This window comes from Phyllobacterium sp. YR620, assembly GCF_900104165.1.
Classification (GTDB): Bacteria; Pseudomonadota; Alphaproteobacteria; order Rhizobiales; family Rhizobiaceae; genus Phyllobacterium; species Phyllobacterium pellucidum.
This window is the reverse complement of the sequence record NZ_FNJP01000005.1, coordinates 252447-264634: the sequence shown is the minus strand read 5'-3', so window position 1 is coordinate 264634 and position 12188 is coordinate 252447. Positions and strand designations below refer to the sequence as shown.

The 12188-nt window shown below is 58.5% G+C and carries 13 protein-coding genes; 5 read left to right on the top strand and 8 right to left on the bottom strand.

What is annotated here, in order from left to right; all coding sequences use genetic code 11:
- Positions 1 to 34 precede the first annotated feature (34 nt).
- From BLR72_RS17465 to BLR72_RS17455, 3 genes are all read right to left on the bottom strand, one after another.
- A complete protein-coding gene (locus tag BLR72_RS17465) occupies positions 35 to 1189 on the bottom strand; it encodes an acyl-CoA dehydrogenase family protein (protein WP_091950838.1) in 1155 nt (384 codons plus the stop codon).
- 92 nt (positions 1190 to 1281) lie between these two features.
- The gene (locus tag BLR72_RS17460; protein ID WP_091950622.1) at positions 1282 to 1704 is read right to left on the bottom strand and encodes a DUF1801 domain-containing protein; all 423 of its coding nucleotides are present in this window, start codon (positions 1702 to 1704) and stop codon (positions 1282 to 1284) included.
- Between the two features lie 61 nt (positions 1705 to 1765).
- The gene (locus tag BLR72_RS17455; RefSeq protein WP_091950619.1) at positions 1766 to 2290 is read right to left on the bottom strand and encodes a DUF1801 domain-containing protein; all 525 of its coding nucleotides are present in this window, start codon (positions 2288 to 2290) and stop codon (positions 1766 to 1768) included.
- A gap of 161 nt (positions 2291 to 2451) precedes the next feature.
- On the opposite strand from BLR72_RS17455, the gene BLR72_RS17450 reads away from it, so the two are divergent.
- Positions 2452 to 3144 (top strand): winged helix-turn-helix transcriptional regulator, encoded by a 693-nt coding sequence (locus tag BLR72_RS17450; RefSeq protein WP_027230452.1) that lies wholly within the window; start codon positions 2452 to 2454, stop codon positions 3142 to 3144.
- 73 nt (positions 3145 to 3217) lie between these two features.
- Here the strand turns inward: BLR72_RS17450 and BLR72_RS17445 are convergent, their stop codons facing one another.
- The gene (locus tag BLR72_RS17445; protein ID WP_027230451.1) at positions 3218 to 3511 is read right to left on the bottom strand and encodes a GYD domain-containing protein; all 294 of its coding nucleotides are present in this window, start codon (positions 3509 to 3511) and stop codon (positions 3218 to 3220) included.
- A gap of 135 nt (positions 3512 to 3646) precedes the next feature.
- Positions 3647 to 5275 (bottom strand): chaperonin GroEL, encoded by a 1629-nt coding sequence (groL, locus tag BLR72_RS17440; RefSeq protein WP_091950617.1) that lies wholly within the window; start codon positions 5273 to 5275, stop codon positions 3647 to 3649.
- Positions 5276 to 5381: 106 nt separating this feature from the next.
- Between groL and BLR72_RS17435 the strand changes: the two genes are divergently transcribed.
- The 3 genes from BLR72_RS17435 to BLR72_RS17425 all read left to right on the top strand — a co-directional run bounded on the left by BLR72_RS17435 (position 5382) and on the right by BLR72_RS17425 (position 7291).
- Positions 5382 to 5654, top strand: coding sequence for an usg protein (locus BLR72_RS17435; protein ID WP_027230449.1), 273 nt, complete (start codon positions 5382 to 5384; stop codon positions 5652 to 5654).
- A 208-nt stretch (positions 5655 to 5862) separates the two neighbouring features.
- Positions 5863 to 6939 (top strand): fatty acid desaturase family protein, encoded by a 1077-nt coding sequence (locus BLR72_RS17430; protein WP_091950615.1) that lies wholly within the window; start codon positions 5863 to 5865, stop codon positions 6937 to 6939.
- 25 nt (positions 6940 to 6964) lie between these two features.
- Complete coding sequence (locus BLR72_RS17425; RefSeq protein WP_091950613.1) at positions 6965 to 7291, top strand: MocE family 2Fe-2S type ferredoxin; 327 nt, start codon at positions 6965 to 6967, stop codon at positions 7289 to 7291.
- Here the strand turns inward: BLR72_RS17425 and BLR72_RS17420 are convergent.
- Positions 7288 to 8334, bottom strand: a complete 1047-nt coding sequence (locus tag BLR72_RS17420) for a LacI family DNA-binding transcriptional regulator (protein ID WP_091950611.1) — start codon at positions 8332 to 8334, stop codon at positions 7288 to 7290. The genes BLR72_RS17425 and BLR72_RS17420 overlap by 4 nt on opposite strands.
- A gap of 24 nt (positions 8335 to 8358) precedes the next feature.
- Positions 8359 to 9069, bottom strand: coding sequence for a glutathione S-transferase N-terminal domain-containing protein (locus BLR72_RS17415; protein WP_027230445.1), 711 nt, complete (start codon positions 9067 to 9069; stop codon positions 8359 to 8361).
- A gap of 210 nt (positions 9070 to 9279) precedes the next feature.
- On the opposite strand from BLR72_RS17415, the gene BLR72_RS17410 reads away from it, so the two are divergent.
- Entirely contained in the window at positions 9280 to 10044 is a 765-nt protein-coding gene (locus tag BLR72_RS17410) for an SDR family oxidoreductase (RefSeq protein ID WP_091950609.1), read from the top strand.
- Positions 10045 to 10096: 52 nt separating this feature from the next.
- Here BLR72_RS17410 and BLR72_RS17405 read toward each other — a convergent pair whose 3' ends face one another.
- Positions 10097 to 11758 carry an L-lactate permease gene (locus BLR72_RS17405; protein WP_091950607.1) on the bottom strand — a complete coding sequence of 554 codons (1662 nt, stop codon included), beginning with the start codon at positions 11756 to 11758 and terminating at the stop codon, positions 10097 to 10099.
- Positions 11759 to 12188: the final 430 nt, after the last annotated feature.

Sequence of the window (12188 nt, the reverse complement as noted above, 5' to 3'; positions counted from 1 at the left end):
CACGCCTGCCAACGCCCTTCTTCTGTACGGCACTCTAGAATACGGTATTCACCGATTGTCCGAGCGCCATCGCTCCGGCATACCGCGCTTGCGGGCCTTGCTGGAGCGGGTGAAACCGCGCGCCCTGAATATCCCGGAAACGCTGTTCAAGACCGTTCGAGCGATAAAAACCGGCACCACCCGCCAGCTCGAGAGCAAGCTCCACTGTCTTGATTGCATGTTCCGCCACCAGTGAACGTCCGATCATGACCTCGTTGACACTTTCGGCGGAAGGCGAATTGCGCTCGACAATTTTTACCATCCATTGATGTGCAAGCTGGGCGGCGCGCAGCGAGGTGTCCATGCGACCGGCGAGGTTCATGGAGGTCTCGGTCGGCTGCTTCTTCTTGGCAAGATGGATGGCAATGTCCCGCGCGCTTTCGGCAACGCCGAGATACACAGCATAGATCAGCGGAAATGCCGTTGTTGCGATGATCTGGAAAACCGGATGCCATTCGCCCGCCTTGCGCGAAAACGCGACGCCGGCGTCAGGCACAAAGAAGTCTTCGATCGCAACATCGTTGGAGCCGGTTCCTCGCATTCCGAGGGCTTTCCAAGTATCGACAACCTTGACTTCGGCTGACTTCATGGGAACGCCAAAGTGGATCACCTGAGCCGAACCGTCTTCCCCGCGAAGGATCGCGCCGGTCATCAGGATGTCCCCGGCATTGGCGCCTGATGTAAACACCTTGCGCGCCTTGATGCGGTAGCCGCCCTCGACCTTGGTTGCGTCGCCCGAGCCGCCGATCCAGTCCGAGCCCCCGCTCGACAACAGGATCAGCTTTTCAGCGGCAATCCGCTTCAGAAGGGGCTCGACGGCCAAAGCTTTCTGGTGGCGCCAGCGCCAGGCAGGGATCGCGACCTGATGCGTGTGCATCGAGAAAGCGAGCGCGGTCGACGAGCAGCCATGCGCGAGCACGCGCAGCATTTCGGCAAGCTCGCCAACGTCGGCGCCACCGCCGCCAAGTTCGTGGGGCACGCCGGCATGGACGAGGCCGGCCTCCTTGAGGAGCTTGTAGTTCTCCGCAACGAAAGTGTCGGTCTCGTCAAATTCCGCTGCCCTCGCAGCGAGAGCTGGTGTCAAAGAGTGCGCGATATCTACGGCACTCCCGGACGAAGCTTCGTCCGCAATGGATGATGTATGTGCCATGCTGTTCATAGGTCCTCCTTGGGGCTTCAACAGCCCATGCGCAAAGGATCCTCTCAACGCTGCAATTCGTCCAGTTCAGGAAATGTACTAGCCTATTCGGCTTCGCCCTTGGCCGTTTTCGCCCGTGCGCGCGGCGTGGCCTTCTTTGCCATTTTCTTTGCTTGGTTGAATTCGACGGCGGCGCGAATGAGCTTTTTCAAAGCGTCCTTGTCAACCTTGTCGCCCTCGTGGACGTCGATCGCGCGCCACACTTTGCCCCCGAAGCCATTGTTGAAAAGCTTATCTGGATCCGGAAGGCTTGCGCCGTGCGAGAATGTCAGCTTCACCTTTTCCTTGTGGGCATTGCCCACCGCAATGATCCCGTCGCGCTCCCATACAGGGCTACCCATCCACTTCCATTCCTCGACGATCTCCTTGTCGGCTTCAAGGAAAGTCTTGCGGAGGCTTGCGAGCATCTCGCCGCGCCAGTCGCCGAGTTTTTCGATAAGCTGGTCAATATGTTCCGAGGGATTCATGGGGTACTTGTTCCTCTTCCGGACCCGATTCGTGCAGGCAAGCCTATATTACTTGATCAAATCAGGGGACCCAGCCGGGCAGGGCGGCGGCCTGACGGATCCACGCCGCCAGTTCCTCCTCATTGATCGCGTCGTTCTCATGGATGTGAAAGTAGCGGGTGTTCTTGTCCTTGGATGCGACAGGCGGCATCGGGTGCAGCGACGCGCCGTGGAAGAAGGCGACCTTTATGTATTTGTCAAAGCAGTGGGCGCCGAGAAAGAATCCCTGACCCTCAATACCATAGAGCGGCGAGTTCCATTTCACCGCCTTTCGCACATCGGGAACGGTGCGAGCGATCAGCGCGTCCAGGCGTCGGCCGGCCTCGCTTTTCCAGCCGGGCATCGCCGCGATATAGGCCTGAACGGGGGCGTCGCCGTCAGCTTTCGCAATCTGAGGGTTTCCGCCCGACAAGAGCTTGGGCTCTGCGGGGGTGCCTTGGGGCTTGCGGGCAGGTGATTTGCCGGAGAGTTCCTTCGCTTTCTTCTTGACGGTCTTGCCCGTTTTCTTTTGGGCAACCGTACGCGGTTCATTCGAAGTATCGGTCATACGTCCAACCTTTCGAGCAGCGTTTAAAAGACAAGGCATAGTTTTATCCGCAGACTTGGGCACAAGGCAACGTTCCGACCCGAATGTCCAGCCGGTAGGATTCGACCGCGTTTTAGGGTATTCTTGCCTTAAGAAAAGGGTCAGGAAGACCGGTGGGAACAATGGAACAACGTGGAGGATACGGGCAGTTCTGTCCGGTTGCGATGGCGTCGGAGATATTGTGCTCGCGCTGGACGACGCTCGTGATACGCGAAATGCTGATGGGAACGACGCGTTTCAACGATCTGCGCCGCGGCGTGCCGCGCATGTCGCCTGCGCTTTTGTCCAAACGGTTGAAAGAGCTTGAACGTGCGGGGGTGGTAGAGGTCGTAACCAACGCCAACGGCACGACCGAATATCATCTCTCGCCCGCTGGCGAAGACCTGCGGGCAATCGTGCTCGGCATTGGCTCCTGGGGGCAGCGCTGGGTTGAATCGGAACTGTCGCTGCGCAATCTCGATCCCTCCCTGCTGATGTGGGACATGCGCCGCAACCTCAATCCGAAGCCGCTGCCAAAACGGCGCTGCACGATTCAGTTTCTGTACCCCGAACTGCCGGAAACGAGGCAGAATTTCTGGCTGGTTGTCGACGGCAGTTCCGTTGACCTTTGCGGCTTCGATCCGGGATTCGATGTCGATCTTCTGGTGACAAGCTCGCTGAAGAGCATGACGGCCATCTGGATGGGACTTTCGGCCGTCAGGCGCGAGGTCGAAGCAGGCCGCGTCGAATTCGACGGCGACCCCAGCATTGCGAGCGCCATGCAGCAATGGCTCGGCCTCAGCACATTTGCCCCACAGCAACGCATGGTCTCATAGGATTGGTGAAATCGCCGCAGCGCGGAAACCGCAAGCATGACTTGCGGCTTCCTTTGTTCCTTTCAGACGACAATCAGCCCAGCGATTTGATGATTTCGCGATAGGCTGCCTCCGGGAAAGCCTTCAGCGTACGCGTGCGCACAAAACCCTTCTGCCCAAGGCCCAGCGTAAAGCGCGCCATGACCGCGTCGTCGGGCGCCGTCATAATGCCGACCATGTCATATTCGCCCATCGTCAGAAAAAACTGATCGAACGAACCACCCATTTCCTTGAGCATTTTCTTCGCACCGTCGAGCCTGTTGGGCGAGTCCCCGGCGTTCTTGAGGCCAAGTTCGGTCCAGTTCAAGAGAACAACATATGTGGTCATCGCTAACCTCCCCCGCGGCACGGCTCGTGCCGGTGGCCGCGATTTTGCTCCCTCCGCATCCCCGTTCTAACTATAGTCCTGTTGGCGGGGTGGAACAATGCAAGGCCTGCGACAGACGCACCCGCAAAGACTTGATCAGTAGTCCATACCGCCGCCCGCAGGCATGGCTGGAGCCGCGGGCTTCTTGGGAATATCGGCGACCATCGCTTCGGTCGTGACGAGGAGACCCGCAACCGAGGCAGCGCCTTGCAGCGCACTGCGCACCACCTTGGCCGGATCGATCACGCCCATCTCGTATAGATTGCCATACCGACCGGTCTGGGCGTTCCACCCATATGCAAAGTCGCTGTTCTCACGCAATTTGCCGACGATCAGCGAACCCTCCGCCCCGGCATTCTCCGCAATCTGGCGCACGGGCATCTCGATGGCCCGCCGCACGATCTCGATGCCGACGCGCTGGTCCGCATTCTTGACCTGCAGCCCTTCAAGCGCATTGGCTGAGCGCAGGAGCGCAACGCCGCCACCGGGAAGTATTCCTTCCTCCACGGCCGCCCGTGTCGCGTGAAGCGCGTCGTCGACGCGATCCTTGCGTTCGCGCACCTCGACCTCGGTCGAGCCGCCAACCCGGATCACGGCAACGCCGCCGGCAAGTTTGGCAAGCCGTTCCTGCAGCTTTTCCTTGTCATAGTCGGATGTCGTATCCTCGATCTGGGCCTTGATCTGCACAATACGTGCATCGATATCGGCTTTCGAGCCGCCGCCGTTGACGATAATTGTGGTTTCCTTCTCGACGATCGTCTTCTTGGCACGGCCGAGCATGTCGAGTGTGACGTTCTCGAGCTTGATGCCGAGGTCTTCGCTAATCGCGGTGCCGCCCGTCAGGATCGCTATGTCCTCGAGCATTGCCTTGCGCCGATCGCCGAAGCCAGGCGCTTTGACGGCTGCAACCTTCAACCCCCCGCGCAATTTGTTGACGACGAGCGTGGCCAATGCCTCGCCCTCCACATCTTCTGCGATGATCAGCAGCGGACTTCCCGACTGGATCACGGCTTCGAGAATGGGCAGCATTGCCTGAAGGTTCGAGAGCTTCTTCTCGTGGATGAGGATATAGGGATCTTCGAATTCGACCCGCATCTTGTCCTGGTCAGTGACGAAATAGGGGGAGAGGTAGCCACGGTCGAACTGCATGCCCTCGACGATTTCGAGTTCGGTCTCGGCGGTTTTTGCCTCCTCGACAGTGATGACGCCTTCGTGCCCGACCTTCCCCATGGCGTCGGCCAGATATTGACCGATTTCTATGTCACCGTTGGCGGAGATGGTTCCCACCTGGGCAATTTCGGAATTGTTGGAGATTTTACGGGCATTGCGCTTCAGTTCCGCAACAACTGCTTCCACGGCGATATCTATGCCGCGCTTCAAATCCATCGGATTCATGCCTGCAGCTTCAGCTCTCGCGCCCTCGCGCACGATCGCCTGGGCAAGAACGGTGGCTGTCGTCGTGCCGTCGCCGGCAACGTCGCTCGTCCTCGAAGCGACTTCGCGCAGCAGCTGGGCTCCCATGTTCTCGAATTTATCCTCGAGTTCGATTTCCTTGGCGACGGTGACGCCATCCTTGGTGATGCGCGGCGCCCCGAAGGATTTCTCGATCACGACGTTGCGGCCCTTGGGACCGAGTGTCACTTTAACGGCATTGGCAAGTATATCGACGCCGCGCATCATGCGATCCCGCGCTTCGGCGCTGAATTTGACTTCTTTTGCAGCCATGGTCCTCACTCCTCCCTTTTACAAGTTCTGTAATTTTCCTTGAAAACACAGCGGAATCTGACAAGATTCACAGTGACGCATGAGTTGATCCACAAGGGAAATATTCATGACAACAAGCAGAGCATTCGAACTTCAGCTAAAAGGCTACGGTCTGACAACGGCCGAGATACATTATCGCCTTCCCGACCACCCGAGCTTTCTGCAGCTTTACATTTGGCAGGAATACGATCTTGCTCCGTCTTTCCCGGAATTGAAAGGCTTTCTTGATTTCTGGTGCAAGGACATCGAGGGGCCGCTGCACTCAGTCCGGATCGTCCACCAGCACCTGATTTCGCCGCGTGAATGGCGCGCAGTGGACGGCATCATATCCCTGCATTGACTGCGGCGCTCTTTGAAAGCATCAGCGCCGATACGAGCGCATCGGGCCTGTTCTCCCTGTTTAAAAATCCTCCGGACCATCTCGCCCGTCCACAAGCGAGATGATGGAAAACCATCAATATCCAAATGGACCGGGCTGCATACGGAAAGGTAATTTCGATGCACGGGCAATAAAAGGCCGGCGGGGCGCAGTTGCGGAGGAAAATCAAATGACGAAAAGCTATGCGCTTGTTGGCGACGCAGCGCGAGCCGCGGTACTGACCGACGTTGGCTTCGAGCACCGCGTCGAATCCGAATGGTTTTCCGCAAAAGTCGACCGCAAGGTCTTCAAGCACTTGATGAAGCGTTCAGACCTGGTCTCGCTGCGCCATTTTGGGCTCTGGCTCGCATTGCTTGCCGTATCGGGTGCCGGCGCTTTTCTGACATGGGGCACGCTTTGGTGCATTCCGTTCTTCGCCGTCTATGGTGTTCTCTACGCTTCCAGCGACCATCGCGCTCATGAACTCTCGCACGGGACGCCATTCAAGACGCGCTGGATCAACGAGGCGCTTTACCACCTCAACGGCTTCATGACCCTGCATGAGGGTTTTTACTGGCGTTGGAGCCATTCGCGGCATCATACAGACACGATCATCGTCGGCCGCGACCCCGAGATTGCAGTGCCGCGTCCGCCCGATATTCCAGGTATCATTCTCGATTTCTTCTTCCTGAAGTCCGGCCTGATCCAGATGGCGTCGATCCTGCGCCACGCCTGTGGCAGCCTGAACGAGGAAGGCCGTCACTTCGTTCCTGACAGCGAAAAGCCCAAGGTGTTCTGGTCGTCACGCATCTACGTTGCGATCTTCGTCGCGACCGGAGCCGCCTGCTGGTATTTTGCCTCGATCCTGCCTGCCCTGTACATCGTCCTGCCGCGCTTTTATGGCGGTCCGCTGGCGCAGCTCTTCAACATCACGCAGCATGCGGGGCTGGACGAGGATGTCTACGACCACCGGCTCAACACGCGGACATTCGAGACCAATCCTGTGTTCCGCTTCCTCTACATCAACATGAACTACCACATCGAGCACCACATGTTCCCTATGGTGCCGTTTTATGCCCTCCCGCAACTGCATGCCATGATCAAGGACCAGTGCCCTCCGGTCTATCCGTCCATCTGGGCCGTTTACCGCGAAATCATCCCGGCGCTGATCAGGCAGGTGAAGGACCCCGGCTATTTTGTCCAGCGGCCGCTGCCGGGAACGATTCGGGCTGCACCCGATATGCGCTTTGCCGCGCCCGCCGAGTGAACAATAATTTTGAGGAGAACTGACGATGAATGCTGTTTCGAAGACCTGGATCGAAGCGTGCGACGCCGATGACATCGACGAGGAGGATGTTATCCGCTTTGACCACGACGGTCGCACTTTCGCGATCTTCCGCTCGCCGGACGACGAGTATTATGCCACCGATGGCCTCTGCACCCATGAGAAGGTGCATCTTGCTGACGGGCTCGTCATGGACAACATCATTGAGTGCCCAAAGCATAATGGCCGCTTCGATTACCGAACCGGCGCGGCCAAGGGCGCTCCCGTCTGCGTGAACCTGCGTACCTATCCAGTCAAGGTCGAAGACGGGAAAGTCCTCATCTCCGTTGGTTAGCTTGCCGTGCGATCGGATGTCTTCTCGAAATTCTCCGGTCCATGCAGCGTGAAGTCGATCGTCGCACTATAGGGTGTCTTGTGTACGGGATGCTCGGCATAGCCGAAGTGGTGCAGCAGGACGTCGACCGCGAGCCGCGCCTGCTGCTGCGGGTTCTGGTCGATGGCGAGGGTCATCGTCCCCTCGCGCAACATTTTACACGATTGCGGGGTCAGCTCGTGCCCGATAAAGATGGGTTGGTGCTGCAGCGCGCTCTTGCGAAGGGCGAGTTCAACGGCGTCATTCGGAGCACCGGCATTATAGACGCCGACAATATCGCGGTGACGTTTCAGTGCATCGACCAGGAGCCGCTCGGAAATTTCAGAATCGTCGCGCCCCTCAAGACGCTCCGCCAGTGTAAGCCCGGCGCCGTGGACATCCATTGCATCTGTCAAACCCCGAATGCGGTCGGCATGGCCCCTGATTCCGAGGTCATAGCACAGGGCAATGACGCGACCCGGTTGCCGCGCAAACTTAGCCATGAAGTAGCCCGCCGTCCGCCCGGCAGCGTAATGGTCTATTCCGGCATAGGCGAAGCGCGCTGAGGTTGGCAGGTCGGAGATGACGGTGATCACCGGAATACCCGCTGCGGTTATGGCGCCGACGGCGCCGATGATCGCGGGATCCTCCTGCGCATAGATGATCACGGCATTGCAAGTCGTGGCGCGGATACGCTCGGCAATGTGTTCCGCTTTGTCGTCCTTGAGCAAGCTACGCTGAATGGTAACCGAGCGGTCGAGGCTGGGTGCAAGCTGCATGAACGCCTGGTTCATGCGCTTGATCAGGGGCAAATAGGGCCGCGCGAGTATTACCTCCAGGCGCAGTCCCTTATGATAGGTCGCGGGCAGGATGCGCTGCAAACCGAGCTGTCGCGCAGCCCGAATGATCTTCAAGGCCGTTTCCGGTTTGACGTTGCCGCGCTCATTGAGCAGACGATCGACCGTAGCGATACCAACTCCGGCAAGCTCGGCAACCTCGCTCAGTATGACCTTCTTACGCGCCATCAACCGCTCCGAGGCTGCATGGCGCTAGGCTGCCGGACGCTGTGGAATATCGAGGCCACGCTGCACGGCGGGCCGGGCAAGTCCGCGCTCCAGCCAGCCGGGGACATATTTCAGCCTGTCGAAATCAACGATTTCCCGCGCGCCGTAGAACCCGACAAGGTTGCGCACCCAGCCGAGCATGGAGATATCGGCTATGCTGTATTCGTCGCCCATGATCCATTCACGCCCGCTGAGCCGCGTTTCGATTACGCCGAGCAGGCGCTTCGATTCATCAACGTAGCGTTGGAGCGGCCGCTTGTCCTCGATCTCGCGGCCTGCGAACTTGTGAAAGAATCCGACCTGTCCGAACATCGGCCCGATTGCGGCCATCTGGAAGAAAACCCACTGGATGGTCTCGTACCGCAGGCTCGGGTCCGCGGGAATGAGCTTGCCGGTCTTCTCGGCGAGATAAAGCAGGATGGCGCCGGATTCGAAGAGGCCGAGCGGCTTGCCGCCCGGACCATCGGGATCGATGATCGCGGGGATCTTGCCGTTGGGATTGAGCGACAGGAACTCCGGCGTCCAGCTTTCATTCTTGCCGATATTGACCGCATGCGGCTCGTAGGGCAGCCCAAGTTCTTCCAGCGCGATCGACACCTTGACCCCGTTCGGGGTCGGAAAAGAATAAAGCTGCAGCCGGTCCGGATATTGTGCCGGCCAACGGCTGGCAATGGGGAAAGCGGATAGATCGGACATTCACGTCTCCTTGGGGGGATTTGATTCTGGAGCGGGTAGGCTAGCATGCAGGCGAACGCGCATCCACGTTGACGGGTTCCTGTGATTGTTCGGCTTTTCCGAAAACCAGTTCCGCCATCTGCCACCTACTTCGAACCGAGGCCAATCACCACTATCAAGTCCAACAACAGCGGCTGACCCTCAGCCCGCATCAGACATCAGGAGAAGAACATGAGCAGATTATCTGGAAAAGTGGCGATCGTTACCGGTGCGAGCGCCGGTATCGGTCGGGCGACGGCAAAGCTGTTCGCCAAGGAGGGCGCAAAGCTTGTCGTCGGCGCGCGGCGCAAGGAAGAGCTTGATGCACTGGTGCTCGAAATCGAGAGCGATGGCGGCGATGCCGTTGCCCTTGCCGGCGACGTGCGTTCGGAAGATTATGCCAAGGGCCTCGTCCAACTCGCTGCGGAACATTACGGCAGGCTCGACATCGCCTTCAACAATGCCGGCGTTATGGGAGAAGCGGGCCCAACAACCGGCGTTTCTGAAGCAGGCTGGAACGATGCCATTGCGATCAACCTGACCGGCTCTTTCCTTGCCGCCAAGCATCAGGTCGCGGAGATGCTGAGGCACGGTGGCGGATCGATCATCTTCACGTCCACCTTCGTCGGCTACAGCTTCGCATTCCCGGGCGTTGCTGCCTATGCCGCCAGCAAATCCGGCATTATAGGCCTCACCCAGTCGCTGGCCGCCGAGTACGGACCGCAGAATATACGCGTCAATGCGATCCTGCCAGGTGCGGTCGATACGGACATGTACCGCGAGATGAACACTACGCCTGAGTCAAAGGCATTCATCACCAACCTTCATGCCTTGAAGCGGGTCGCGACCGCGGAGGAACTGGCGCGCTCCGTGCTCTACCTGGCCTCCGACGACGCTTCGTTCGTGACCGGCACGGCCTCGCTGGTCGATGGCGGTGTCTCGATCACACGGACGTAATCTGCTCGACGTTGATCCTCGGGCCCGCACTGGTCAGGCTCGAGGGCCAAAATCAAGGCGGCGTGACAATCATCCAGGTGAACACATAGGCCTGGAGCATGACCAGAATGCCGACGAGGCAGGCCAGCACGATCGAATGCTTGAAGACAAAGCGCAGGATCGTCCCCTCATGCCCGTACCAGTTGGTAGCGGTGGAGGCGACGACGATCGACTGGGCATCGATCATCTTGCCCATGACGCCGCCTGACGAATTGGCCGCGCTCATCAGTATCGGTGAAAGACCGAGTTGTTCGGAGGTAATCTTCTGCAGATTACCGAAGAGCACGTTGGAGGCGGTATCCGATCCCGTCAGGGCGACACCCAGCCAGCCGAGCAATGTTCCGAAGAAGGGATAGAGTACACCAGTCGCGGCGAAAGCGAGGCCGAGCGTCGCATCGATGCCGGAGAGGCGGGTGAGCGTGCCGATGGCAAGCATCGCCGAGATCGTGATCAGCGAGTAGGCGCACAGCTTGATCGTCCGGCCATAGGCCGTGATCAATTCAAGTGGTTTGTAACCCATGATGAAGCCGGAAATGATGGCGGCGATCAGCATGCCGGATCCGGTAAAGGAGAGCCAGGTGAAGGCAAAGACTGCCTTTTCCGGCGTCGGGGTGGCAGCAATCGGCGCGACTTTCATGATCTGGTTGTTAAGGCCCGGCACCTCGTAGCTCAACGTTGCCCATGGATTGACCATGCCCTTGAACCAATCAGTACCCCAAAGCAGAAGCACTGCGCAGACGATGATCCACGGCGTCAGTGAGGCCCAGACCTCCTTTCGCGTCGGCTCACGTTTGGTTGTCTTCACCGGTGGAACCTGGCTTGCCGAGTCGTCGCGAATACGCAGCTTGGCCGAGGTCCAGATGACTTGCGGCTGCCAGATGCGAAGAAAGCCTATGAGGCAGGCCATGGAGATCAGGGAAGCGCCGATATCGACGATCCAGGGGTTGACGAAATTGGAAATCAGGAATTGCGGCACGGCGAAGGAAACGCCTGTGACGAGAATGGCAGGCCAGACTTCCTTCATGCCTCTCCAACCGGCAAACGCCCAGACGACCCAGAACGGTATGATCAGTGAGAAAAACGGCAATTGCCGTCCCACCATGGCGCCGAGCAGAAATGGGTCAATGCCGGTCACGCTCGACAGGCCGGCGATGGGTGTGCCGAGCGCGCCATAGGCGACCGGGGCGGTGTTGGCAATCAGCGACAGGCCCGATGCGGCAAGCGGCGAAAAGCCGAGGCCGATAAGGATCGCCGCGGTGACTGCGACGGGCGTGCCAAATCCCGACGCACCCTCGAAGAAGGCGCCGAAAGAAAAGGCGATCAGCAGGATCTGCAGGCGTCTGTCCCGGGTAACGCCGCCGATGGTGTTCTGCAGCGTCTCGAAGATGCCCTTCTCGACGGTGAGTCTGTAGAGAAATATGACGTTGAGGACGATCCAGCCAATTGGAAAGAAGCCGGTTACAACGCCAAGCAGCGATGCCCTGACCGACATGCCGGCAGGCATTGTGAAGATAAAGATGGCGACAAGATTGGCGACGACCAGGGCGATGATGGCGGCGATGTGCACCTTGACCTTATTCGAGGCGATCATCGCAAGCAGCACGACAACAGGTATCGATGCGGCGATAGTCGATAGAACGGCGTTATTGAAGGGGTTGTAAACCTGATTCCACATGTTGAATACGCTCCATGACGAATGTATGTGGCAGATGAATCGGTCTTGTCCCTAGTTGGTATGTCAAAAGTCCAATATTGCAAGGCGACTTACTCACAAAGCGTTTGATAAGTCCGGCGCCTTTCGCCGACCTCTCGGAGCAACTCAACACAATCCAGACGTGTGTTACCGTAACATACTTGCGTGTGAACGGGTTGCTGGTCACCAATGGAAGCAGAATGCTTTTGCTGTGATGCAGTTCCAACTCACGCAAATCTTCCACGCAGTTTCATGCCGCATCGGCGTCGCAGCTTGTGACGCGAAACCAGACGATCTCAGGAAAACCGGACGCAAGCCCATTGCATGGAACCAATGAATGGCGCGCGGACTTTCAACGGAGGCCAACATGAAAGTGAGAATAACAAGACACGTGGCTGCCGCGCTCATTGTT

Coding starts and splice junctions, on each gene's coding strand:
- BLR72_RS17465 (WP_091950838.1), bottom strand. CDS start 1,189: ATGGCACATACATCATCCATTGCGGACGAAGCTTCGTCCGGGAGTGCC.
- BLR72_RS17460 (WP_091950622.1), bottom strand. CDS start 1,704: ATGAATCCCTCGGAACATATTGACCAGCTTATCGAAAAACTCGGCGAC.
- BLR72_RS17455 (WP_091950619.1), bottom strand. CDS start 2,290: ATGACCGATACTTCGAATGAACCGCGTACGGTTGCCCAAAAGAAAACG.
- BLR72_RS17450 (WP_027230452.1), top strand. CDS start 2,452: ATGGAACAACGTGGAGGATACGGGCAGTTCTGTCCGGTTGCGATGGCG.
- BLR72_RS17445 (WP_027230451.1), bottom strand. CDS start 3,511: ATGACCACATATGTTGTTCTCTTGAACTGGACCGAACTTGGCCTCAAG.
- groL (WP_091950617.1), bottom strand. CDS start 5,275: ATGGCTGCAAAAGAAGTCAAATTCAGCGCCGAAGCGCGGGATCGCATG.
- BLR72_RS17435 (WP_027230449.1), top strand. CDS start 5,382: ATGACAACAAGCAGAGCATTCGAACTTCAGCTAAAAGGCTACGGTCTG.
- BLR72_RS17430 (WP_091950615.1), top strand. CDS start 5,863: ATGACGAAAAGCTATGCGCTTGTTGGCGACGCAGCGCGAGCCGCGGTA.
- BLR72_RS17425 (WP_091950613.1), top strand. CDS start 6,965: ATGAATGCTGTTTCGAAGACCTGGATCGAAGCGTGCGACGCCGATGAC.
- BLR72_RS17420 (WP_091950611.1), bottom strand. CDS start 8,334: ATGGCGCGTAAGAAGGTCATACTGAGCGAGGTTGCCGAGCTTGCCGGA.
- BLR72_RS17415 (WP_027230445.1), bottom strand. CDS start 9,069: ATGTCCGATCTATCCGCTTTCCCCATTGCCAGCCGTTGGCCGGCACAA.
- BLR72_RS17410 (WP_091950609.1), top strand. CDS start 9,280: ATGAGCAGATTATCTGGAAAAGTGGCGATCGTTACCGGTGCGAGCGCC.
- BLR72_RS17405 (WP_091950607.1), bottom strand. CDS start 11,758: ATGTGGAATCAGGTTTACAACCCCTTCAATAACGCCGTTCTATCGACT.